Below are 21,700 nucleotides of genomic sequence, written 5' to 3' on the forward strand. Positions count from 1 at the left end.
CTGGCAGAACGCACGCCGTTCTCCCGCCCTCACAGTTCTGACCTTCGACAAGCCAGAACCTAGGCAGGACAACGGCGTGCGCCATCACTGACGCGCCCAACCACCCACAGACACGTCACAAGACCCAAAAAAGTTGCCTGTCTTGGATCCCGCGACGTCCCATGCGGCGGCTGTCCGCCGGCTGCTCGGGGCCGGCGCCGCTGTCGTCGCGGTTGCCTGCGCGGTGGCCACGGCTTCGTAGCGGTCCCGGTGAATTTCCAACCCATGCGTACCGCCATCGGACGGATCGCGGCGGCGTTCATCGTCACGGCCGTGCTCGCTGCGTGCAATCGTGAGTCGGCGGCAGCAAGCCCAGACATCTGGTCGCGTGACGGGCGGGAAGTCAGTGCTGACGAGGTCACGTCCTACGCCGGCCATCCGCACTGCAACTGGGAGCAGGCGCAGTTTCTGCACGTGTCTTGGCCGCCCGGCACCGACGCGAGTGACCGATCGGAGACGCGGCAGTACGTCCGCGATCCCGAGGGCGTACTCGGTGATGAAGCGCTGCGCCGGGCGTACCAACCAGACGCGACCCTTCCGCGGGACGCCCAGGCCACCGGCTACACGAGCGGGAGCACGACATTGTGGCTGGCCCCGAGCGACCGAGACACCCGTGCCTACCTCGTGACCACCGATCCTCGCCGGGTCGAGGCGTGGCCGCGCGTCGAGCCGCCGGTCGGCTGTGACTGAGGCGTACGGGGAATCGGCGCGCATCCCGCATCCGTGCTCGGCACGGACGGGCCGGCGATACCCTCGCTTGACCAGTTCGTGTCCGGCTCGGGGTCGGGCCGGCGGCCGGTGCAGTCCCGCCAGGTGAGACCACGGGCCATCCTGGCCCGTCCGCCTCAGGTGCCTCTCATTCACCTAGGACCTGTGACTCGGCGCGTTCCCGCTGTGGGAGCGTTCCCACAGTGGAGGAACTCATCGACTCGCATGGATGAGTATGCGCATTCTGGTGGCCTCATCCCCTCGATCGGAGGTATCGGAATGCACCGGATCGGCGGTCCCGCGCTGTCCCTCTTCCGTACGGTCATCGGCCTGTTGTTCCTCTGTCACGGCCTGGCGTCGCTGTTCGGCGTCCTCGGCGGCAACCGGGGCAGCGGCGAGGCGGTCCCGCTCGGCCAGTGGCCGGGCTGGTGGGCCGCGCTGATCCAGGCGGTCTGCGGCGCCCTGGTGCTGGTCGGCCTGCTGACCCGCCCGGCCGCGCTGGTCGCGTCCGGCTCGATGGCGTACGCGTACTTCGTCGTCCACCAGCCGGACGCGCTGCTGCCGCTGCGCAACGGCGGCGAGCTGGCCGCCCTGTTCTGCTGGTCGTTCCTGCTGGTCGCGGCGCTCGGCCCGGGGCCCTGGGCGCTGGACACCCTGCTGCGCGCCCGGCGGCCCGCCCCGGCGCCCACCGCCGAACCCGCGTCGGTGCCCGCCTGACCGGCGCGGCACCGGCGTCAGCTCACGGCAGCGGTGCCGACCGGGTCGGCTCCGGCCGTCCCGGCCGGCCCGGCAGTCCGGTGGTCGGCGTGGGGGCCGGGCCGGTGCGCTTCTTCCACGCGCTGACCCCGATCCGGCCGGTGTTGCCCAGGTCGATCGGCCCGTCCGGGTCGACGGCCCGGGCCGGCTGCCCGGCCACCGGCGCGACCTCCAGGCCCTCGGCGGTGGTGGCGACCACTGTCGGGTCGGTGACCAGGTTGCGCCAGATGAGGGCGGCCCCGGCCCGCTCGCCGGGACGCAACGTCAGCGACCGGGGCGGGTCGTCGAAGCCGCCGGTGATGCCGGTCGCGCCCTCGACCACCCGTACCGTGATCGCGCCGCCGTCGGCGTCGAACAGGCGCAGTGCGGGGTAACCGCGCAGCCGGTAGCTGACGCTGCCGCAGTTGACCAGTTCCAGGCCCATCGCCCGCAGGCCCATCGCGGCGTCGCTGCCGGTCGCCCGGATCCGTACCCCATCCGCCGGGCAGGGGGTTTCCGGCCCGGCGGTGGCCGGGGCGGTCCTTCCCGGCGCCGGCTCCGCCGGGCCCGACACCGGCCCGGAACCGGTCGCGCGTGCGGGCCCGGACCCCGGCGGCGACGCCGGCCCGCACCCGCCGAGCAGCAGCGCTGCGGTGACCGGCAGGCCGAACAGGGCGGCCCGGCGGCGCGGTGCGGCGGATCGAGGAAACATGATCCGATCCTCGCACCCGGGGTTCAGTAGGTGGGAACCCCGCTGGGCGGTTCGGCGGGCATTGCATAGACTCCGTGGCACAACTGCATACCTCATCCAGAGGGGCTGAGGGATACGGCCCGACGACGCCCCGGCAACCACCCCGCGCGCTCATCGCTGAGCGACCGGCGGGGCAGGTGCCAATTCCGTCCCCGCCGCAGAGTGCGATGCGGGGAAAGATGAGAGGACTCTCGACATGACGTCGACGCTCGCCCCCTCCGGCATCGACACCGCCGCCAGCCCCGCCCGTGCCCTGGTCTGCCGCGCCTGTTCGGCGCGCTACCCGCTGGCCGCGCAGCACGCCTGTTACGAGTGTTTCGGCCCGCTTGAGGTCGACTACGACACCGCCGCGCTGGCCGCGGTCACCCGCGAGCAGATCGAGGCCGGGCCGCAGAACATCTGGCGGTACGCGGCCCTGCTGCCCGCCGGCCAGGACCCGGCCACCCGGGTCACCCTCGATCCGGGGCTGACCCCACTGGTCGCCGCCCCGCACCTCGCCGCCGAGCTGGGCATCACCGCGCCGCTGTGGGTCAAGGACGACAGCGCCAACCCGACCCACTCCTTCAAGGACCGGGTGGTGTCGGTGGCGCTGACCGCCGCGAAGGCGCTCGGCTTCACCCGCTTCGCCTGTGCCTCCACCGGCAACCTGGCCAACTCGGTGGCCGCCCACGCGGCCCGCGCCGGTACGCCGTCGGTGGTCTTCATCCCCAGCGACCTGGAGCAGGGCAAGGTCGTCACCACCGCGGTGTACGGCGGCGAACTGGTCGCCATCGACGGCTCGTACGACGACGTGAACCGGCTCTGTGGCGAACTGGTGGAGACCGACGAGTTCGAGGACACCGCGTTCGTCAACGTGAACGTCCGCCCGTACTACGCCGAGGGCTCCAAGACCCTCGGCTACGAGGTGGCCGAGCAGCTCGGCTGGCGCATCCCCGCCCAGGTGGTCGTCCCGATGGCCTCCGGTGAGCTGCTCACCAAGATCGACAAGGCGTTCGCGGAGCTGGTCGAGATCGGCCTGGTCGAGGCGCCGGCCGGTGGCTGGAAGGTGTTCGGCGCGCAGTCCGCCGGCTGTAACCCGATCGCCACCGCGCTGCACGCCGACACCGACACGATCACCCCGGTGAAGCCCACCGGCATCGCCAAGTCGCTCAACATCGGCGACCCGGCCGCCGGCCTGTACGCCCTGGAGGCGGTGCGGCGCACCGGCGGCTGGATGGAGTACGTCGACGACGACGAGATCCGCGAGGGCATCCGGCTGCTGGCCCGGACCACCGGCGTGTTCGCCGAGACCGCCGGTGGGGTGACCGTCGCGGTGCTCCGCAAGCTCGTCGAGTCCGGCCGGCTCGACCCGGAAGCCGAGACCGTCGTCTTCAACACCGGTGAGGGCCTGAAGACCATCGACGCCGTCGCCGCCCAGGTCGGCCCGACCCACCGCATCAAGCCGTCCCTGCGCGCCGCCCGCGACGCCGGCCTCCTCGGCTGAGAGTCGCCCGAGGTGTGATCGTCTGCTGCTCAGCGGTCCGACGCGCCGTGCCGTCGACGGCCCCCGTGCAGGCGATCATGGCTGGGGGACCGGATCGAGGCACGTGGTAGCCGGCTTTTTCGGGGTTTGGGGGAAACGCGCTGCACAGGACTTGACGGCAGGAACCGGGCAGCGCAAGATGCTCCGTGCGGGAGGGCGTTTCGCCGAAGACTTTGCGAAGTTTTACGACCCGACGCCGGAGGCGTCGTGCGATCGTCCCTCCCGACCAACGTGACGAGGGCCAGCGGTTAATTCGCTGGCCCTCGACGTTTCTCCCGGGCATCCTCGCGACATGAGCATCGTCGTCACGCCGTTCGACGTGTCCGACCCGGCCGCGATCGACGAGGCGCACCGCATCGCCACCGCCGCCACCGCAGCCGACGTGCCGGACTTCCCGTTGGAGGACCGCGCGGAGTTCGGCGCCACGCTGGCCCACCCGACACCCGGCAACGGGTGGTGGCACGCCCTCGCCCGGGTCGACGGGATCGCCGTCGGGCGGGTCCAGGTGCGGCTGCCGCAGTTGGACAACACCGACCTCGCCAGTGTCACCATCGAGGTCCACCCGGAGCACCGGCGTCGCGGTGCCGGTCGGGCGCTGTTCGCGTCCGCCCGGGAGGTGGCCGGGGAGCACGGCCGCAAGCGGCTGTTCTGGAACGCGGTGGCGGCGCTGCCCGGCGGGCCGCCGCGACCGGAGGCCGGCGCGGCCTTCTCGGCGGCGACCGGCGCGAAGCCGGCACTGGCCGAGGTCCGCCGCCGGCTGGACACCACCGGCGTCGACCAGGCCGCGCTGGACGCGCTGCTGGCCGAGGCGCGGTCCCGGGCGGACGGCTACCGGGTGGTGGGGTGGCACGGCCGGGTCCCGGACGAGTACGTCGCCGACGTCGCCCGGCTGGAGGGCCGGATCCTCACCGACGCGCCGATGGGTGACCTGGACATGGAGCCGGAGAAGGTCGACGACGAGCGGATCCGGGGGATCGAGGCCGCGCTGACGGCGCGGGGCCGGCGCGTCTACCACCACGGCGCGGTGGACCCGGCGACCGGTGCCCTGGTCGCCTGGACGATGCTCGACGTCGGCGGATCGGCGCCGTGGCACGCCTGGCAGGCCACCACCATCGTGGATCCGGACCACCGGGGACACCGGCTCGGCCTGATCGTCAAGATCGAGAATCTGCGGTACGCGTTGGCCCGCGAGCCGCGGCTCACCGCGATCGACACCTGGAACGCCGCCGTCAACGACTACATGATCAACATCAACGAGCGGATGGGTTTCCGCGCCGTCGACGCGTGGACGGACTGGCAGCTGGACCTCTGAGCCGGGCCGCCGCGCGGGCGGCCCACGGGCGCAGCACCGGCTCCCGGTAACCGCCGGCGGCCAGCCCGGCCCGCCGCTCGAAGGTGTTCGCCCGGCCGTAGCTGCCGGTCAGGCCGTACGACCAGAGGCAGGCCAGCCAGTACGCGGGCCAGAACAGCGGCCCGAGCAGCGCGTACTGGCGGGTGTGCCGCAGTTCGTGATCCAGCAGGTCGGCCCGGTCGGGGTGCAGCAGCCACTCCGGCGGCCGGCGGGTCAACACCACCGAACCGACCGTGAAGCAGTCCTGGCGGGGCACCCGCCACCGGTAGCCGCCGGCCACGATCACCCCGTCCGGCGTACGCACCCGGCTGGTCCGGGCCAGCACCGCCAGCACCAGCCCGACCGGGGTGGTGCCGTTGAGCCAGGTCGCCCGCGCGCAGGCCCGCTGCCGCACCCCCTGAGCATGCGACCGATCCGCGGGCCGCGCCACCCGCGCCGGCGGCAACCGGGCAAAGTTGTGACACTGCCCTACTGATCTGGGGGCTTTCTGTTGCATGATGGCGGGCATGACGGAGACCCCGCACCCCCGCTACGACAGGCACGCCGACACCCTCCACCGCGCGCTGACCGCGATCAAGGAGCGGGGGTACTGGTCCGCCTACCCCGAGTCGCCCAGCCCCAGGGTGTACGGCGAGACCGCCGCCGCCGACGGCAAGGCCGCGTTCGAGGCGTACCTGGACGCCGACTTCCCCCTCGACCAGCCCGGTGCCGGCGACCGGATCGCCACCGAGACGAGCCCGTTCGGCGTGCCGCTGGACGTGCGCTACCCGCACGCGGGCGCCGACGAGCTGGTCGCCGCCGCGACGGCCGCCCTGCCGGCCTGGCGCGACGCCGGTCCGCAGACCCGCGCCGAGGTCTGCCTGGAGATCCTCGACCGGCTGCACAAGCACATCTTCGAACTGGCCAACGCGGTGCAGTTCACCAGCGGCCAGGCGTTCGTGATGGCGTTCCAGGCGGGCGGCGCGCACGCGCTGGACCGCGCGCTGGAGGCGGTCGCCTACGCGTACGCGGAGATGACCCGGCACCCGCGGACGGCCGGCTGGGAGAAGGCCGCCGGCAAGGGCGACCCGCTGCGGATGACCAAGACGTTCCACGTGGTGCCCCGGGGTGTCGCCCTGGTGATCGGCTGCAACACCTTCCCGACCTGGAACTCGTACCCGGGGCTCTTCGCCTCGCTGGTCACCGGCAACCCGGTGGTGGTCAAGCCGCACCCGCGCGCGGTGCTGCCGCTGGCGATCACCGTGCGGTACGCCCGGGAGGTCCTGGCCGAGGCCGGCTTCGACCCGAACCTGGTGCTGCTCGCCCCCGAGGCCCCCGGCGAGAAGCTCGCCTCGACCCTGGCCCTGCACCCGGCGGTGCGGATCGTCGACTTCACCGGCTCCACCGAGTACGGCGACTGGCTGGAGGCGAACGCCCGACAGGCCGCCGTCTACACCGAGAAGGCCGGCCTGAACACCGTCGTGGTGGACTCCACCGACGACTTCGCCGGCCTGTGCCGCAACCTCGGTTTCACGCTGACCCTGTACAGCGGCCAGATGTGCACCACCTCGCAGAACATCCTGATCCCCGCCGACGGCATCGCCACCGACCAGGGGCACAAGAGCTTCGACGAGGTGGCCGGCGGCATCGCGGCGGCGATCGGGAAGCTCACCGCCGACCCGGCGCGCGGCGTGGAGCTGACCGGTGCGATCGTCAACGACGGCGTGCTGGAGCGCCTCGACGAGATCACCAAGATCGGCGAGCCGGTGCTGGAGTCCCGTACGGTCGAGCACCCGGCCTTCCCCGGCGCGGTGGTGCGTACGCCGACCCTGGTCAAGCTCGCCGCCGACGACACCGCGACCTACGCGCGGGAGTGGTTCGGGCCGATCTCCTTCGCCATCGCGACCGACTCCACCGCGCACAGCCTGGAGATCCTCCGCGCGACGGTCGGCGAGAAGGGCGCGCTGACCGCGGCCGTCTACTCCACCGACGAGGCGGTCCTGGACGCGGCCGAGGCCGCGGCGATCGAGGTGGGTGTGCACCTGTCCTGCAACCTGACCGGCGGCGTGTTCGTGAACCAGTCGGCGGCCTTCTCCGACTTCCACGGCAGCGGCGCCAACCCGGCCGCGAACTCGGCCCTGACCGACGGTGCCTACGTGGCGAACCGCTTCCGGGTGGTCCAGAGCCGCCGCCCCGCCTGAGGCGTAAGGAAGGGCCCCTTCTCAACGCCTGGGGTAGAGGAGGGGCCCCTTCTTAACGTCGGCGGCGGTGATCAGGCCGGGCGGCGCATCTGGAGTTCGGTCAGCGCGGGGACCGTCGGGTGCGGGACGCGTACGCCGGTGTCGGTGAAGCCGAGCCGCTGGTACGCCCGGAAGGCCCGGTCGTTGCCGACCACGACCTCCAGCATCAGCTCCGGCCGACCGCCGGCACGGGACCAGTCGGCGACCGCCTCGATCAGGTCGCCGAGCAGGCCGGTGCCCCGCCAGGACGGGGTGACGTAGATGGCGTACACGACGGTCAGGCCCGGCTCGTCCGGCGGCACCGTGCCCCCGGCGTGCCCGACGAACCGGCCGCCGGGATCCGCCACGAACTGGGCGTCGCGGGTCCCGACCGAGGTGCGGGCGACCCGGGCCGCGTACTCGGCGTGCGGCCGCGCGGCGGCGTCCGCGATGGTCTCCAGGAAGGCCAGCGGCGCGTCCGCGAGCATCTCCAGCCGCAACGCCCGCATCCGGGCGGCGTCCTCCGGGCGGATCCGCCGCACCGGCGCCCGCCGCCCGCCGAGGTCCCGTCGGGACGGTGGTCGTGCCACGTCGGGCACCGGTCCGCTCGTCATGGGCGCATACCTATCACAACGACGGATGACGATGCCCGTCGCCGGAAACGTGCCCGATTTGTGGTCGTGCGAGACCGTCACTCCTCGTGTAGCGTGCGATTTCGGTCACTGATTCAGCGATCGCCACCGATCGCCGAGAGCGGTGGTCCCCCGGACGTCGGCAGGCCGGCTTCCGGGTCGTGGAATGCCGTGCAGAGTAAGGAAGTGCACCGTGGCGCAGGGCACCGTCAAGTGGTTCAACTCCGAAAAGGGCTACGGCTTCATCGCCGTCGACGGAGGGCAGGACGTCTTCGTCCACTTCTCCGCCATCGAGATGGACGGCTACAAGGCGTTGGACGACGGCCAGCGGGTGGAGTTCGAGATCAGCCAGGGCCAGAAGGGCCCCCAGGCCGAGCGGGTACGCCTCATCGCCTGACCGACCGTCGGTCGGCCCGCCCCGCGCTCCGGTCACCGGAACCGGTCGCGAGCCGGTGGGGTGGGGCTGCGGTCCGGGTGTGCGGTGTTGGAGGATCATGAGCCTTTCCAGCCGTCGCTGAGGAGGGTTCCTTGTCCGACCAGCAGCCTCCGTCCACCCCGTCGCCCCCCGCCGGGGAACCCGACCCCTGGGCGCGGCCGTCGGGTGACCCGACCGCGCCGCAGTCCGGTCCGCCCCACGGCTCGACCCCGCCCAGCACCCCACCGACGGATCCCTACGCCGCTCCGCCGTCCGGCCCGCCCGCCGCTCCGCCGTCCGGCCAGACCTCCGGTGCGCCGCAGGAACCGCCGGGGCAGTACGGCGCCCCGCCGCCGGGCCAGCCCGGTCCGCCGGCTCAGCCCGGCGCACCCGCCGGCCCGTACGGCCCGCCCACCGAGCCGTACGCCCAGTACGGCGGTGCGGTGCCGGGTCAGCCCTGGTACCCGGGTGCGCCGGCGACCTGGCCGGCTCCCGCGTACGGCGGGGGTTGGTACCCGCCCGGCCTGGACCCGCACGATTCGCTGGTGACCCCGCCCGGGGCCGGGGTGGGCGGCTGGTGGGCGCGCTGTGTCGGGGCGGTACGGCGGGGGTGGCCCGTGCTGCTGCCCATCCTGCTGCTCACCCAGGTGCTCCCCGGCCTGCTGGTGTCCCTGCTGTCGCTGGCGGTCGACCCGTCGGCGAGGTGGGAGTCCTCGATGGCGGAGAACCCGGACGCCCTCCCGGACAACTTCCTGCCCGACCTGGCCGTGCTGTTCGGCGTACTCCTCGGTGGTCTGGTGCTCTTCGGTCTGCTCCAGGCCATCGGCTGGGCGGCCGGCACCTGGGTGGTCGCCCGGCAGGCGGCCGGCGAGCCGGTGGGCGTCGGCGACGCGCTGCGCCACGGCGTACGCCGGGCGCTGGGCCTGTGGGGCTGGAGCCTGCTGGTGGGTCTTCTGATCACCGTCGGCGTCTGCTTCTGCATCCTGCCCGGCATCTACCTCGCGTTCGCGCTCAGCCTGGCCGGGCCGGTCTACCTCTTCGAACGGCACAACCCGATCGGCCGGTCGTTCCGGATGTTCCACGACCGGTTCGGCATGGTCCTGGGCCGGGTGGCGCTGGTGGCGGCGGCGGTCGTGTTGGTGTCCCTGGCGGCCGTACTGGTCGAGGCGGTGGCCGGACTGCCGTTCGGCGCCACTCCGCTGGACTCGCCCGGCACCACGGTGGGCATCGTGCTGGTCAGCCTGGTGGGTGCGGTGCTGACCCTGCCGGCGCAGCTCGCCCAGCTCGTCGGCCTGGTCGTCACGTACGCCGAGCAGCGGGCGTACGAGGGCCCGGTGAACGCCGCGCGACTGGCGGCGGAACTCGGCTGACCGGGGCGATCGTGCTTGCACTCGGCAGGGGAGAGTGCTAAACAAGTCATTGGCACTCGCATACCGTGAGTGCCAACGGTCGGGGCGGTAGGGCCACGGCCGCACCAGCGCCCAGTCGCGGGTGCGGCACGAGGCCGGTCGTCGCGGGCTGTCCGGCCCGATCGGGGAGACGTCGTCGTCGCCAGGTGGCGACGTCCCCAGGTGCGTACACCAGGCGGCCCATCCGGGACACACACTCGGGTGGCCCGTGAGTGTCCAGGAGGACAACGCCGTATGGCCAAGATGATCGCGTTCGACGAAGAGGCGCGCCGCGGCCTCGAGCGGGGCATGAACCAGCTCGCCGACGCCGTGAAGGTGACGCTCGGCCCCAAGGGCCGCAACGTCGTGCTCGAGAAGAAGTGGGGTGCCCCCACCATCACCAACGATGGTGTGAGCATCGCCAAGGAGATCGAGCTCGAGGACCCGTACGAGAAGATCGGCGCCGAGCTGGTCAAGGAGGTCGCCAAGAAGACCGACGACGTCGCCGGTGACGGCACGACGACGGCGACCGTCCTGGCCCAGGCCCTGGTCCGTGAGGGCCTGCGCAACGTGGCCGCCGGTGCCAACCCGATGGCCCTGAAGCGGGGCATCGAGGCTGCCGTGGCGAGCGTCTCGGAGGAGCTGCTGAAGCTCGCCAAGGACGTCGAGACCAAGGAGCAGATCGCCTCCACCGCCTCCATCTCCGCCGGTGACAACACCGTCGGCGAGATCATCGCCGAGGCGATGGACAAGGTCGGCAAGGAAGGCGTCATCACCGTCGAGGAGAGCAACACCTTCGGGCTGGAGCTGGAGCTCACCGAGGGCATGCGCTTCGACAAGGGCTACATCTCGGCCTACTTCATGACCGACCCGGAGCGTATGGAGGCCGTCTTCGACGACCCGTACATCCTGATCGTCAACAGCAAGATCTCGTCGGTGAAGGACCTGCTCCCGATCCTGGAGAAGGTCATGCAGGGCGGCAAGCCGCTGCTGATCATCGCCGAGGACCTGGAGGGCGAGGCCCTGGCCACCCTGGTGGTCAACAAGGTCCGGGGCACCTTCAAGTCGGTCGCCGTCAAGGCGCCGGGCTTCGGTGACCGCCGCAAGGCCATGCTGACCGACATCGCCATCCTCACCGGTGGCCAGGTCATCAGCGAGGAGGTCGGCCTCAAGCTGGACGCCGTCAGCGTCGACATGCTGGGCCGGGCCCGCAAGGTCGTGGTCACCAAGGACGAGACCACGATCGTCGACGGTGCCGGTGACGCCGAGCAGATCCAGGGCCGGGTCAACCAGATCCGGGCCGAGATCGACAAGTCGGACTCCGACTACGACCGCGAGAAGCTGCAGGAGCGCCTGGCCAAGCTGGCCGGCGGTGTTGCGGTGATCAAGGTCGGCGCGGCCACCGAGGTCGAGCTCAAGGAGCGTAAGCACCGCATCGAGGACGCCGTCCGCAACGCGAAGGCCGCCGTCGAGGAGGGCATCGTCCCGGGTGGTGGCGTCGCGCTGGTGCAGGCCGGCAAGACCGCCTTCGACAAGCTGGACCTCGCCGGTGACGAGGCGACCGGCGCGCAGATCGTCCGGATCGCGCTGGACGCCCCGCTGCGGCAGATCGCCGTCAACGCCGGCCTCGAAGGCGGCGTCGTGGTGGAGAAGGTTCGTAACCTCGACGCGGGCCACGGCCTCAACGCCGCCAACGGCGAGTACGTGGACCTGCTGGCCGCGGGCATCATCGACCCGGCCAAGGTGACCCGTTCGGCGCTGCAGAACGCGGCGTCGATCGCGGCGCTGTTCCTCACCACCGAGGCCGTCGTGGCGGACAAGCCGGAGAAGACCCCGGCCGCCCCGGCTGGTCCGGGTGGCGGGGACATGGACTTCTGAGTCCAGTTCCACTACGCCGAAAGGGGCGGGCCGCGTCAGCGGTCCGCCCCTTTCCGCGTACGTCGGCGGCGTCCGCCGGAGCCGTCACGTCGGCAGGGGCCGCTGGTTGCGTCGTTTCTGATCCCGGTCGTACGTCTGCCGGGCCTGGACCGGCTCGTCGACCGGCGTGACCGGCTCGTCGGCCGGCTCGTCGGCGCCGGACATCTCGGCCCGCTGCTCGGCGTCGCCGTAGTCGAGCCGGTCGAACGGCAACGGGCCGGGCAGTTCGTCGTCCGTGGTCATGGGTGCCTCCTCTACCGAAACGGTAGGGGGCATCGATGGCCCACGCGGGCGAATGACACTATCTGGGTCTATATCCTATTCGCCCGTTATTGATCTCGGAGCGCTCTCCGGTACAGGAAGAAGACCCGCTCGATCCGCGCACCCGCGCTGCCCGAGTAGAACGGCACCGGCCCCACCCAGCCGATCTGCGCCGCGTCGACCCCGGCCGCCCGCTGGTCGGCCAGGCAGCGGCGCAGCAGCACCCCGCCGATCCCGGACCCCGCCGCCGCCGGCGCGGTGCCCATCGGCCCGAACCAGCTCGGCCGGGACGACCCCCACGCCGCGAACCCGAGCAGCTCGCCGTCCCGTTCGGCCAGGTGGCACCCCGCCCGGTCGCGGCCGAGCGAACCGGCCAGCTCCGCGTCCCACGCCCCGCCGAAGGTGGACCGGGCGAACGCGGCCAGCGCCGGCAGGTCCGCCGGCACCGCGCGGCGCACGGACACCCCCTGACCGGCCAGGCGCGTCTCCGCGGCGTCCGTCGGGCGCAGGGCGGGCGATCCGGCGTACGACAGATCCGCCGTCATGTTCCACGCCGTACGGTCCTGGGTGTAACCCAGCGCCAGCGCGGCGCAGACCGCCGGGGTGTACCGCACGTCGATGCCCGGCCAGCCGTACCAGGGCGGGTTCCCGGCGAGCAGCACCTCGGTCGCGCCCAGCCCGGCGAGGGTCCGCTCGGCGTACGCCAGCAGCGCCCGTCCCGCCCCCCGGCGCCGGCGTCCCGGGTCCACCGCCACCAGGTCCACGTGCCCGAGGCCGGTCTCCCGCGCGGAGACCGAACAGATCAGCACCCCGACCAGGTCGGCTCCCGCGTACGCCCCGAGCGCCACCACCGGCCGGTCCGCCCCGGCCCGGGTCCAGAGCGTGTCGACCAGGACGTCCGCCTCGGCGGCGTCCTCCGGCAGGTCGAGCGCCCGCCGGCACAGCTCCACCACGTCCGGACCCTGTGCGGCGGACAGCTTCGTGACGATGATCTCCCCGTCCATGGTCGCCGACCCTAGAGCACGGAAGGTCAACTGTTAAGAAGGGGCCCTTTTACCTCACCAGGCGTTAAGAAGGGGCCCTTCCTTCGTTCTGGGCGGCGCGGACGGCGGCGTACGCGTCGACCAGGCCGGCGCCGGTGAGGTTGCGCCGGTCGCCGCAGATGTCGGTCGGCGTCTCCGTGGGTGTGGCGGTGTCGGCGAGGATGGCCCGGGTCCGGTCCAGGTCACCGACGAGCGCAGGATTGGCCGACCACATCAGTGCCACCACGCCGGCCACCTGCGGAGTCGCCATCGACGTGCCACTGAGCGCCGCGTACCCGCCGCCCGGCATCGCGGACACCACCTCCGCCCCGGGCGCGACCAGGTCGGGTTTGGCCGCCCCGCCGGGCGCCGGCCCCCGCGAGGAGAAGTCGGTGACCCGCCGCCGGTCGTCCACCGCACCGACGGTGAGCGCCGACGCGTACGGCGCGGGCGGGTCGTCGATCGACGCGCAGTAGGGGCCGGTGTTGCCGGCCGCCGCGACGACCAGGATCCCGGCGGCGTCCAGCGCGTCGACGGCCGGTCGGAGCACCCCGGGATCGCAGCCCTCGATCGCCGGGCAGCCCCACGAGTTGGTCAGGATCTCCGGCGCGCGGGCCGGGCGGCCGTCGGTGAACGGGTCCCCGCCGGGTGGGAACGGCGCGAGCATGAACTGGAGGCAGTCCAGGTAGTAGGCCGGGTTGCCCAGGTTGCGGTCCAGGTTGACGCAGCCCACCCAACCGGCGCCGGGTGCCACCCCGATGCCGTCGCGGCCGACCGCGCTGCCGATCGTGTGGGTACCGTGTCCGCCCTGGTCGGTGGGGGATCCGGTGCCGTCCCACGGGTCGTACCAGGAGTCGTCGCCGCCCCGGAATCCGCCGGCCAGCGCCGGGTGCCCGCCGTCCACGCCGGAGTCGGAACTGCCCACGGTGACGCCGGCACCGGTCACCCGAAGCTCCGACCAGACCCGGTCGGCACCGATCATCCGGATGTTCCACTCCGGCCCGGTCGGCGCGGGCGCGTCCCCCCGGGTCACGCCGGCCGGTGCGGGCAGCGGCCGGACCCGCTGGCTGACCAGCACCCGGGCCACCTCGGGACGGCGGGACAGCCAGGCCCGAACCGCTGGCCCGCCGTCCACCTCGACGGCGTTGACCAGGTAGTAAGGGGTGTGGTCGAGCCGCAGCCGGCGCAGGTCCCGGCGCAGGTCGGCCTGGGTCCGGTCGGCGGTGTCCACCAGTCGCCGGTACACCTCGGTCGCCCGCGCGTCGCGCCCGGCCCGCCCCGCCGTGGCGGGTACGCCGGCCAGGTCCGCCTGTTCCCGCAGCACCACCAGCAGTCGCTCGCCGTGCAGGCCCGGTTGGCCGAAGCCGACCGCGACCACCCCGACGGCGGCGGCCAGGACCGCGACGGTCACCCCGGCCACCCGCCGGCTCGGTGCGCCGGACCGGGGACGGGCGAGCAGTACGCCGTACACCACCGCGAGGCCGACCGCGACGACCAGCCCGGCGGCGGCCGCGACCGCCACCCAGAACGGCACGTCGCGGGTGTTCGCCAGGACGACCGTGATCTCCTCCGGGTCGGTGAACGCCAGCGGCCCGAGCACGCCCAGCCCGACCAGCCAGCGGGTCGCGGCCCGCCCGGCGGCCGCTTCCGGAGTCGCGGCGGAGGCCGCCGGGGCGTCGGTGCCGGCCGGCCGGCGGGTAGCCGCCGCCAGGGCTGCCAGCGCGAAGCCGGCCGGCGGCAGGGTCAGCAGGAGCGGCAACTGGGCGCCCGACTGGCCGACCCCGGCGCCGAGCAGCAGCAGTGCCACCCCGGCGACCAGGCCGCCGACCAGCACCAGTCGTGCCGGCCGGGGCGGCGAACCGACCGCGAACGCCGACCAGAACGCGTCGTCCAGCAGCGCGGCGGCCACCACGCCGACCGCCGCCGCGGCGACGAGGGCGAGAAGGGTTTCCAGGAATCCCCCGAGCGCCCCCACCCAGACCCAGGGCAGAAGGAGAAGCAGCCCACCGGCCACCCCGAGCGGCCCCACCGCGATCTTGCGCTTCGGGTCGCTCGGTTGCGCCATTCGCCCTTTTCGTCGGGGCAGAGAGTGCAAGATCACGGCGGCGGTAGCGGCGGCCACGGCGAGGGCGGCCAGGTAGGCCTCGTGGTGCACCGGGGGGATCACCCGCAGCAGCCCGAACAGGCCCGACGCGAGTGCCCCGGCCAGCCAGACCCGGCCGGTCGCCCGGACCGCCACCGAGCGCGGCCCCAGCGCCAGGGCCAGCGCGGGCGCACCGGCGAACAGCACCGTGACCAGCGCCAGCACCGGCCACAGCCAGACCGTCCGGTCCAGGCCGGACGCGAGCAGGATCTGGTCGGCCAGCGCGCCGCCGAGCTGGGCGACCACGGTGAACCCGACGATCCACAACCCGGTGAGCACGGCCGCGACGACCGCCCACGGGCCGGGCCGGGGCGGTGCCGGGGGAACGGGCGGGCCGGGGGGACGGGCGGGGCCGATCTCCATGACCTCGACAGTACGGCGCGGGCGGCAGATGCCACCGCACGGTCGCGCCAGCTACCGTGGACCCGTGCGTGACCCCAACGTCTCCCGGTCCGTCGCAGGTCAGCTCTCGCCCGAACGGCGGGCCGCCGACCTGCGCCGACTCCGGGCGGAACGCTTCGACGTCCTGATCATCGGCGGGGGTGTGACCGGGGCGGGTGCGGCCGTGGACGCCGCCTCCCGGGGGCTCAAGGTGGCCCTGGTGGAGGCGCGGGACTTCGCCGCCGGCACCTCCAGCCGGTCCAGCAAGCTCATCCACGGCGGCCTGCGCTACCTGGAGCAGTTGGAGTTCCACCTGGTGCACGAGGCGCTGACCGAGCGCGGCCTGCTGGCCACCCGGCTCGCCCCGCACCTGGTCCGGCCGGTGCCGATCCTGGTCCCGCTGCCCGCCGGTCAGGGCGTCCGGGACCTGCCCGCCCGGCTGTTCCGCCGCTCCTACTACGGGGCCGGCGTGGCCGCGTACGACGCCTTCGCGGGCGTCTTCGGCGGCGGTCGCGGCATGCCCCTGCACCGGCACCTCAGCCGGGAGGGCGCTCGCCGGATCTTCCCCAGCCTGCGTCCGGACACCCTGGCCGGCGCGATCCGCTACTACGACGGGCAGGTGGACGACGCCCGGCTGGTGGTCACCCTCGCCCGCACCGCGGCGAGCCTCGGCGCGACCGTGGTGACCAGCGCCCGCGCCGTCGGGCTGACCCGGCAGGCCCGCGAGGTCACCGGGGTCCGGGTGCGCGACCTGGAGGCGCCCGCCGGCGCCGAGGCCGAGTTCGAGGTACGCGCGCGGGTGGTCATCGGCGCCACCGGCGTGTGGAGCGACGACATGTCGCGGATGCTCAACGACGTCGGGCTGCGTCCCGGCATCCGGGTGCGGGCCTCCAAGGGGGTGCACCTGGTGGTGCCCCGCTCGGCGATCACCGGCGAGGCCGGGCTGATCCTGCGTACGCCGACCAGCGTGCTCTTCGTCATCCCGTGGGGCGGGCACTGGATCATCGGCACCACGGACACCGACTGGCGACTGGACCGGTCCCACCCGGCGGCGTCCGCCCGCGACATCGAATACCTGCTCGACCAGGTCAACACCGTCCTGGACCGACCGCTGACCACCGCCGACATCGAGGGGGTCTACGCCGGGCTTCGGCCGCTGCTGGCCGGTGAGGCGGACTCCACCTCCAAGCTGTCCCGGGAACACGCGGTCTTCGAGCCGATGCTCGGGCTGCTCCTGGTGGCCGGCGGCAAGTACACGACGTACCGGGTGATGGCCTCGGACGTGGTCGACCGGGCCGCCCACCGGCTCGGCGCGGTCCGCCCGTCGCGCACCGCCGACCTGCCGCTGCTCGGCGCCGACGGATACGCGCCGATCTGGCGGGACCGGGCAGACCTGGCCCGCCGGCACGGGGTGCCGGTCGGGGTGGTGGAGCACCTGCTGGAGCGCTACGGCACGCTCACCCGGGACCTGCTCGCGCTGGTCGACGCCGATCCGCTGCTCGCCTCCCCGCTGGCCGGCGCACCGGAGTACCTGGCCGCCGAGGTGACGTACGCGACCCGCGCCGAGGGGGCGCTGCACCTGGAGGACGTGCTGACCCGGCGTACCCGGATCTCGTTCGAGACCACCCACCGGGGCCTGGAGTCCGCCGAGCACACCGCCGAGTTGATGGGCGCGGTGCTCGGGTGGGACGCGGCGACGCGGGCGCGGGAGGTGGAGCACTACCGGGCCCGGGTGCTGGCCGAGCGGCAGTCCCAGCTGATGCCCGACGACGCGACGGCGGACGCGGCCCGGTTGGGCGCGCCGGACGTACGGGGCTTCGCCGCCGACCGGGGTGACGAGGACGACCCGGCTGAACTCCCGTCGTCGTCGCGCTGACCGATCTTCCGTCCACTGTCGATGCCGATCCGGTCGGCCGGTTCCGGGCGCTACCTACGGTGGGGTAGGTTGCGGCCCGTGGTTCCCGCTTCCTGGTCCCGTCCGGTCCGCCTTTCCGTCGCCGTGCTGACGGCCCTGGTGCTCGCCGCGTGCTCCGGCGCCGACGCGGGAAAGGAGGCCGCGCCGGGCGGTTCGACACCGGGCCGGACCGGTCTGCCCGGCGCGGCGACCGTCGAGCAGGGTCGGGTCAGCCTGCTGCAGAAGGTCGGTCAGGACGGTCCGTTGCGCCGCCTTGAGGTGAGCGTGGACGGCCGGTGGGAGTGCGCCGACTGCGCGGGCGACGGGGTCACCTCGGCCGGTTCGTTGGCCAGCGAGCAGGTGACCCGGTTGCAGGCGTTGCTCGCCGACCCGGGGCTGGCGAAGGAGACCGACGAGGCCCGGCAGTACCGGGTGAGCTGCATCGGTGCCCTGACCTCCACCCTGCTCACCGCCGCCGGCCTGATCACCTCGCAGGACTGCCCGGGCGAGGAGCGCCCGCCGATCGCGTACGAGATCCTGCTGCTGCTCACCCAGGCGACGCCGGCCGAGCCCACCGCCTGAGCGGGCCCCGGCTCAGAGCACCTTCCCCGGGTTGAGCAGGCCGTCCGGGTCGAGTGCCGCCTTGACGGCCTGATGCACGCGGACGCCGACCGGGCCGATCTCCCGCGCCAGCCAGTCCCGCTTGAGCAGGCCGACACCGTGTTCACCGGTGCAGGTACCGCCCAGGTCCAGGCCCAGTTTCATGATCTCGTCGAACGCACGCCGGCCGCGCTCCAGGCTCGCCGGGTCGGTCCGGTCCACCACGATGTTCGGGTGCATGTTGCCGTCCCCGGCGTGCCCGACGACGCCGATCGGCACCGCGCACTCGGCCGCGATGCGGGCCACCCCGTCGAGGAGGGCGGCCAGCGAGCCCCGGGGGACCGCCACGTCGTCGATGATCAGCCCGCCGCTGCCGGTCGGGTACGTGTCGTGGGCGTACTTCTCCATCGCCGGGTGGGCGAGCCGCCGGGCCTGCAACAGCGCCGCGGCCTCGACCGCGTCGGTGGCCGTGTAGACCTCGTCGGCACCGGCCTCCTCGCACACCCGGGCCAGCCCGGCCAGGTCGTCCGCCGCCCGGCTGCCGGTGTCGACCGAGGCCAGCAGCAACGCCTGCGCATCGGTGCGCAGACCCATCGGCCGGTACGCCTCGATCGCCCGCAGGTGCGTCTGGTCGAGCAGTTCCAGCAGGCTGGGGGAGAGGCCCTGGGCGGCGATCCCGGCGACCGCGACGCCCGCGGCGGCGGTGGACGGGAAGACCGCCACCATGGTCAGCGACTCCTGCGGAGCCGGCCGCAGCGCCACGGTCACCTCGGTGATCACGCCGAGGGTCCCCTCCGCGCCGACGAACAGGCGGGTCAGGTCGTAGCCGGCGACCCCCTTGGCGGTGCGTCGCCCGGTGCGCAGCACCTCACCGGTGGCGAGCACCACCTCCAGGCCGAGCACGTACTCGGTGGTGACCCCGTACTTCACGCAGCACATGCCGCCCGCGTTGGTGGACACGTTGCCGCCGATCGTGGACGACTCCCACGAGCCGGGGTCCGGCGGGTACCACAGGCCCTGCTTCGCCACGGCGGCGGCGAGCGTCGCGTTGACCACCCCCGGCTGCACCACCGCGATCCGGCTGACCGGGTCGATCTCCAGGATCGTGTCCATCGCGACCGTGCTGAGCACCACCGCGCCGTCGACCGCGTTCGCCGCGCCGGCCAGTCCGGTCCGCGCGCCCTGCGGCACCACCGGTACGCCGTGCCGTGCCGCCGCCCGCACCACCGCCGCGACCTGCCCGGTGTCCCGGGGGCGGGTGACCACCAGCGGCGTTCCGGAGGCGCAGAGGTCGGCCTCGTCGCGTTCGTGCATCCGCAGCAGGTCCGGGTCGGTCAGCACGGCGTCGTCGCCGAGCGCGGCGCGCAGGTCGTCGAGCAGGGTGGTGACAGCCATGCCGGGAAGGCTACGGTCGTCACCGCGTGATCATCAACCGAGCGCCAGGCGGGCTAGATTGGCCGACATGCTCTATGTCGACCGGCCGGCCTGGCCCTGGCGGGGGCGGCTGTGGTCGCACCTGATCAGCGACGTCTCCCACGCCGAGCTGCACGCCTTCGCCGAGGCGCTGGGGGTGTCCCGCCGGGCCTTCGACCGGGATCACTACGACATTCCCGCCGAGCACTTCGCCGCGGCGGTCCAGCTCGGCGCGCAGGTCGTGTCGAGTCGCGACCTGGTGGCTCACCTGCACCGCGCCGGGCTACGCCGCCCCAAACACCTCACCCGCCCTCCCCGCTGAGTCTCCCGCCGGCCGGCAGGAGACCGGAAGGATCAGGTCAGGGTGGCCAGCTCACGGCTGAGGTTGGCGCGAGCGGCGGTTTCCCAGGTCCGGGACGGCTGTGGGAGGCGGTAGAGGGCGGGGAGGGCGAGGAGCCTCCGGAGCACGTCGGCGCGGCCGGCGCGGAAGGCCGCCTCCGGTACGTGGGCGTACTCGCGGCGGATCGCGGCGGCGTAACGGTCGTACGCCGGTGGAGGCGCGGCCAGCACGGCGAGGTCGGCGTCGCAGAGCAGCGCGCCGTCGACGTCGGTCTCCTCGACGGCGTGCCCGGCGGTGAGCAGCACCAGCCGGCGCACCTCGGCCACGACGTCGGTCGGCAGGCCGCAGCGGGTCAGCAGCGTGCCGGCCAGGTCGGCGCTGTCCCGCTCGTTGGCGTCGCCGGGGGCACGCGGGTCGTAGACCGCGTCGTGGCACCAGGCCGCGAGCCGGACCAGGTCCGCGCGGCGGGCCAGCGGCGCGTACGCGTCGACGACGTCCAGCACGGCGGTCAGGTGCCCGGTGGTGTGGTACCGCCGGTGCGGCTCGCCCCAGCGGGCGAGCAACTCGGCACCGGCCGCGACGACCTCGGCCGGTTCGGTCGCCCCGGCGCCCCGGGCCGCGGTCCGCCAGCGCTCGGTCAGGTCCGCCACGTCGCCGAGTCTGCCGCACGAGCGGCGGCGGGACTACCCGCGCCCGGCACGGGTAGTCCCGCCCATGGCCGTGGCTCGGGACCGACGACCCGCACTGCTCCGACGGGTCATGAAGCGCGGCGGCCCGATGGACATCGACAGCGCCCGGATCAGCAGGTCGGTGGAGCAGCTCCGGCACCAGGGCCGGGCGACCCTGCACGACCGGCTGCACCGGGTGCGGCTCTCGATGGGGCTCGCGGTGCAGGCCGGCCTCGCCGCCGGCCTGGCCTGGCTGGCCGCGCACGAACTTCTCGGCAACCCGCAACCGGTGTTCGCGCCGATCTCGGCTGTCGGCACGCTCGCCGTCTCGGTCGGCCAGCGGACCCGGCGCACCGTCGAGCTGATCGTCGGCGTCGCGATCGGCGTGGCGCTGGGCGACTTCCTGATCTTCCTGCTCGGCACCGGTCCGTGGCAGCTCGGCCTGGTGGTGTTCACGGCGATCATCCTGACCGTCTTCGCCGGCGCCAGCGTGGCCATCGTCATCCAGGCCGCGGCGACCGCGGTGCTGATCGTCACGCTCAGCCCGTCCACGGAGAACCTGGAGATACCCCGGTTCATCGACGCGTTCGTCGGTGGCGGCATCGCCCTGCTGGTCACCGCGGTGCTGCTGCCGCTGAACCCGCTTCGCGTGCTCAACCGCGCCGCGCGCCCGGCGCTGGACCTGCTCGCCGCCCAGCTCGACGTCACCGCCGACGGTCTGCGCGAGCGGGACCGGGCCAGGGTGCAGGAGGCACTGGACCGGCTGCGCGACAACAAGGACGAGCTGAACACCTTCACCGAGGCGATCGAGGGGGCGAAGGAGACCGCGATGCTGTCCCCGGCCCGGTGGCACCGACGCGACGAACTCACCCACTACGCCGAGGCGGCCGAGCCGATCGACCGGGCGATGCGCAACAGCGGCACGCTGATCCGCCGGTCGGTGACGCTGATCGAGGACGAGGAGCCGATCCCGGAGCCGATGCCCGACGCCATCGCCCACCTCGCCGAGTCGGTACGCCTGATCAAGCACGAGTTCGCCGTCGGCGAGGAGCCGGAGAAGGCGCGGGAACGGTCACTGCGCGCGGTCAGCGAGGCCGGCCGGGCGTACGCCGAGGGGGTGGGCTTCTCCGGCAGCGTGGTGATCGCCCAGGTGCGTACCACGGCAAGCGACCTGCTGGTCGCCTCCGGGATCGAGCAGGAGGAGGCGAACCGGTTGATCCGGCAGTCCTTCGGGGAGCGGGACCAGACCTCCGGGCAGGCCGAGCCGGAGACCGCCCCGAAACCCCCCACCGCCCCGCCCGTCGGCTGAGTAGCCCGCTGGC

The 21,700-nt window shown here is 73.4% G+C and carries 20 protein-coding genes and 1 riboswitch; of the genes, 12 read left to right on the forward strand and 8 right to left on the reverse strand.

The window, feature by feature from the left end; translation table 11 throughout:
* Positions 1 to 264: 264 nt before the first annotated feature.
* Positions 265 to 729, forward strand: coding sequence for a hypothetical protein (locus D7223_RS29310; protein WP_120732357.1), 465 nt, complete (start codon positions 265 to 267; stop codon positions 727 to 729).
* Positions 730 to 1,026: 297 nt separating this feature from the next.
* Positions 1,027 to 1,464, forward strand: a complete 438-nt coding sequence (locus D7223_RS29315) for a DoxX family protein (protein ID WP_120732359.1) — start codon at positions 1,027 to 1,029, stop codon at positions 1,462 to 1,464.
* Between the two features lie 22 nt (positions 1,465 to 1,486).
* Here the strand turns inward: D7223_RS29315 and D7223_RS29320 are convergent, their stop codons facing one another.
* The gene (locus tag D7223_RS29320) at positions 1,487 to 2,194 is read right to left on the reverse strand and encodes a DUF4232 domain-containing protein (RefSeq protein WP_120732368.1); all 708 of its coding nucleotides are present in this window, start codon (positions 2,192 to 2,194) and stop codon (positions 1,487 to 1,489) included.
* 89 nt (positions 2,195 to 2,283) lie between these two features.
* Positions 2,284 to 2,419: riboswitch (SAM riboswitch) on the forward strand.
* A gap of 10 nt (positions 2,420 to 2,429) precedes the next feature.
* Here D7223_RS29320 and thrC point away from each other — a divergent pair.
* Both thrC and D7223_RS29330 read left to right on the forward strand, forming a co-directional pair.
* Entirely contained in the window at positions 2,430 to 3,716 is a 1,287-nt protein-coding gene (gene thrC, locus D7223_RS29325) for a threonine synthase (protein ID WP_120732370.1), read from the forward strand.
* A gap of 331 nt (positions 3,717 to 4,047) precedes the next feature.
* Complete coding sequence (locus tag D7223_RS29330; protein WP_120732372.1) at positions 4,048 to 5,067, forward strand: GNAT family N-acetyltransferase; 1,020 nt, start codon at positions 4,048 to 4,050, stop codon at positions 5,065 to 5,067.
* Here D7223_RS29330 and D7223_RS29335 read toward each other — a convergent pair.
* Positions 5,006 to 5,500, reverse strand: a complete 495-nt coding sequence (locus D7223_RS29335; RefSeq protein ID WP_186832327.1) for a hypothetical protein — start codon at positions 5,498 to 5,500, stop codon at positions 5,006 to 5,008. The two genes, D7223_RS29330 and D7223_RS29335, sit on opposite strands and share 62 nt — an antisense overlap.
* 112 nt (positions 5,501 to 5,612) lie before the next feature.
* Between D7223_RS29335 and paaN the strand changes: the two genes are divergently transcribed.
* Entirely contained in the window at positions 5,613 to 7,286 is a 1,674-nt protein-coding gene (gene paaN, locus D7223_RS29340) for a phenylacetic acid degradation protein PaaN (protein ID WP_186832328.1), read from the forward strand.
* A gap of 71 nt (positions 7,287 to 7,357) precedes the next feature.
* Here paaN and D7223_RS29345 read toward each other — a convergent pair whose 3' ends face one another.
* Complete coding sequence (locus D7223_RS29345; protein WP_120732377.1) at positions 7,358 to 7,918, reverse strand: GNAT family N-acetyltransferase; 561 nt, start codon at positions 7,916 to 7,918, stop codon at positions 7,358 to 7,360.
* 211 nt (positions 7,919 to 8,129) lie between these two features.
* Here D7223_RS29345 and D7223_RS29350 point away from each other — a divergent pair, with 211 nt between their 5' ends.
* The 3 genes from D7223_RS29350 to groL all read left to right on the forward strand — a co-directional run bounded on the left by D7223_RS29350 (position 8,130) and on the right by groL (position 11,617).
* The gene (locus D7223_RS29350) at positions 8,130 to 8,333 is read left to right on the forward strand and encodes a cold-shock protein (protein ID WP_120732379.1); all 204 of its coding nucleotides are present in this window, start codon (positions 8,130 to 8,132) and stop codon (positions 8,331 to 8,333) included.
* 131 nt (positions 8,334 to 8,464) lie between these two features.
* Positions 8,465 to 9,721: a hypothetical protein gene (locus D7223_RS29355; RefSeq protein WP_120732381.1), complete on the forward strand. Its 1,257-nt coding sequence runs from the start codon at positions 8,465 to 8,467 to the stop codon at positions 9,719 to 9,721.
* Positions 9,722 to 9,994: 273 nt separating this feature from the next.
* The gene (gene groL / locus D7223_RS29360) at positions 9,995 to 11,617 is read left to right on the forward strand and encodes a chaperonin GroEL (RefSeq protein ID WP_120732383.1); all 1,623 of its coding nucleotides are present in this window, start codon (positions 9,995 to 9,997) and stop codon (positions 11,615 to 11,617) included.
* Positions 11,618 to 11,701: 84 nt separating this feature from the next.
* Here groL and D7223_RS29365 read toward each other — a convergent pair whose 3' ends face one another.
* The 3 genes from D7223_RS29365 to D7223_RS29375 all read right to left on the reverse strand — a co-directional run bounded on the left by D7223_RS29365 (position 11,702) and on the right by D7223_RS29375 (position 15,445).
* Positions 11,702 to 11,899: a hypothetical protein gene (locus D7223_RS29365; RefSeq protein WP_120732384.1), complete on the reverse strand. Its 198-nt coding sequence runs from the start codon at positions 11,897 to 11,899 to the stop codon at positions 11,702 to 11,704.
* 86 nt (positions 11,900 to 11,985) lie between these two features.
* Positions 11,986 to 12,921 (reverse strand): GNAT family N-acetyltransferase, encoded by a 936-nt coding sequence (locus D7223_RS29370; RefSeq protein ID WP_120732386.1) that lies wholly within the window; start codon positions 12,919 to 12,921, stop codon positions 11,986 to 11,988.
* Between the two features lie 64 nt (positions 12,922 to 12,985).
* Complete coding sequence (locus D7223_RS29375) at positions 12,986 to 15,445, reverse strand: S8 family serine peptidase (RefSeq protein ID WP_120732388.1); 2,460 nt, start codon at positions 15,443 to 15,445, stop codon at positions 12,986 to 12,988.
* Positions 15,446 to 15,473: 28 nt separating this feature from the next.
* Between D7223_RS29375 and D7223_RS29380 the strand changes: the two genes are divergently transcribed.
* Entirely contained in the window at positions 15,474 to 17,339 is a 1,866-nt protein-coding gene (locus D7223_RS29380; RefSeq protein WP_120732391.1) for a glycerol-3-phosphate dehydrogenase/oxidase, read from the forward strand.
* Positions 17,340 to 17,417: 78 nt separating this feature from the next.
* Positions 17,418 to 17,939, forward strand: coding sequence for a hypothetical protein (locus D7223_RS29385; RefSeq protein WP_186832329.1), 522 nt, complete (start codon positions 17,418 to 17,420; stop codon positions 17,937 to 17,939).
* Between the two features lie 12 nt (positions 17,940 to 17,951).
* Here the strand turns inward: D7223_RS29385 and D7223_RS29390 are convergent, their stop codons facing one another.
* Positions 17,952 to 19,352: an FAD-binding oxidoreductase gene (locus tag D7223_RS29390; protein WP_120732393.1), complete on the reverse strand. Its 1,401-nt coding sequence runs from the start codon at positions 19,350 to 19,352 to the stop codon at positions 17,952 to 17,954.
* A gap of 67 nt (positions 19,353 to 19,419) precedes the next feature.
* Between D7223_RS29390 and D7223_RS29395 the strand changes: the two genes are divergently transcribed.
* Positions 19,420 to 19,692, forward strand: coding sequence for a DUF4031 domain-containing protein (locus D7223_RS29395; protein WP_120732395.1), 273 nt, complete (start codon positions 19,420 to 19,422; stop codon positions 19,690 to 19,692).
* Between the two features lie 32 nt (positions 19,693 to 19,724).
* Here the strand turns inward: D7223_RS29395 and D7223_RS29400 are convergent, their stop codons facing one another.
* Positions 19,725 to 20,360: an HD domain-containing protein gene (locus D7223_RS29400; RefSeq protein WP_120732398.1), complete on the reverse strand. Its 636-nt coding sequence runs from the start codon at positions 20,358 to 20,360 to the stop codon at positions 19,725 to 19,727.
* A 127-nt stretch (positions 20,361 to 20,487) separates the two neighbouring features.
* Between D7223_RS29400 and D7223_RS29405 the strand changes: the two genes are divergently transcribed.
* Entirely contained in the window at positions 20,488 to 21,687 is a 1,200-nt protein-coding gene (locus D7223_RS29405) for an FUSC family protein (protein WP_186832330.1), read from the forward strand.
* Positions 21,688 to 21,700: the final 13 nt, after the last annotated feature.

It is taken from the genome of Micromonospora endolithica (assembly GCF_003626595.1).
GTDB classification, from domain to species: Bacteria; Actinomycetota; Actinomycetes; order Mycobacteriales; family Micromonosporaceae; genus Micromonospora; species Micromonospora endolithica.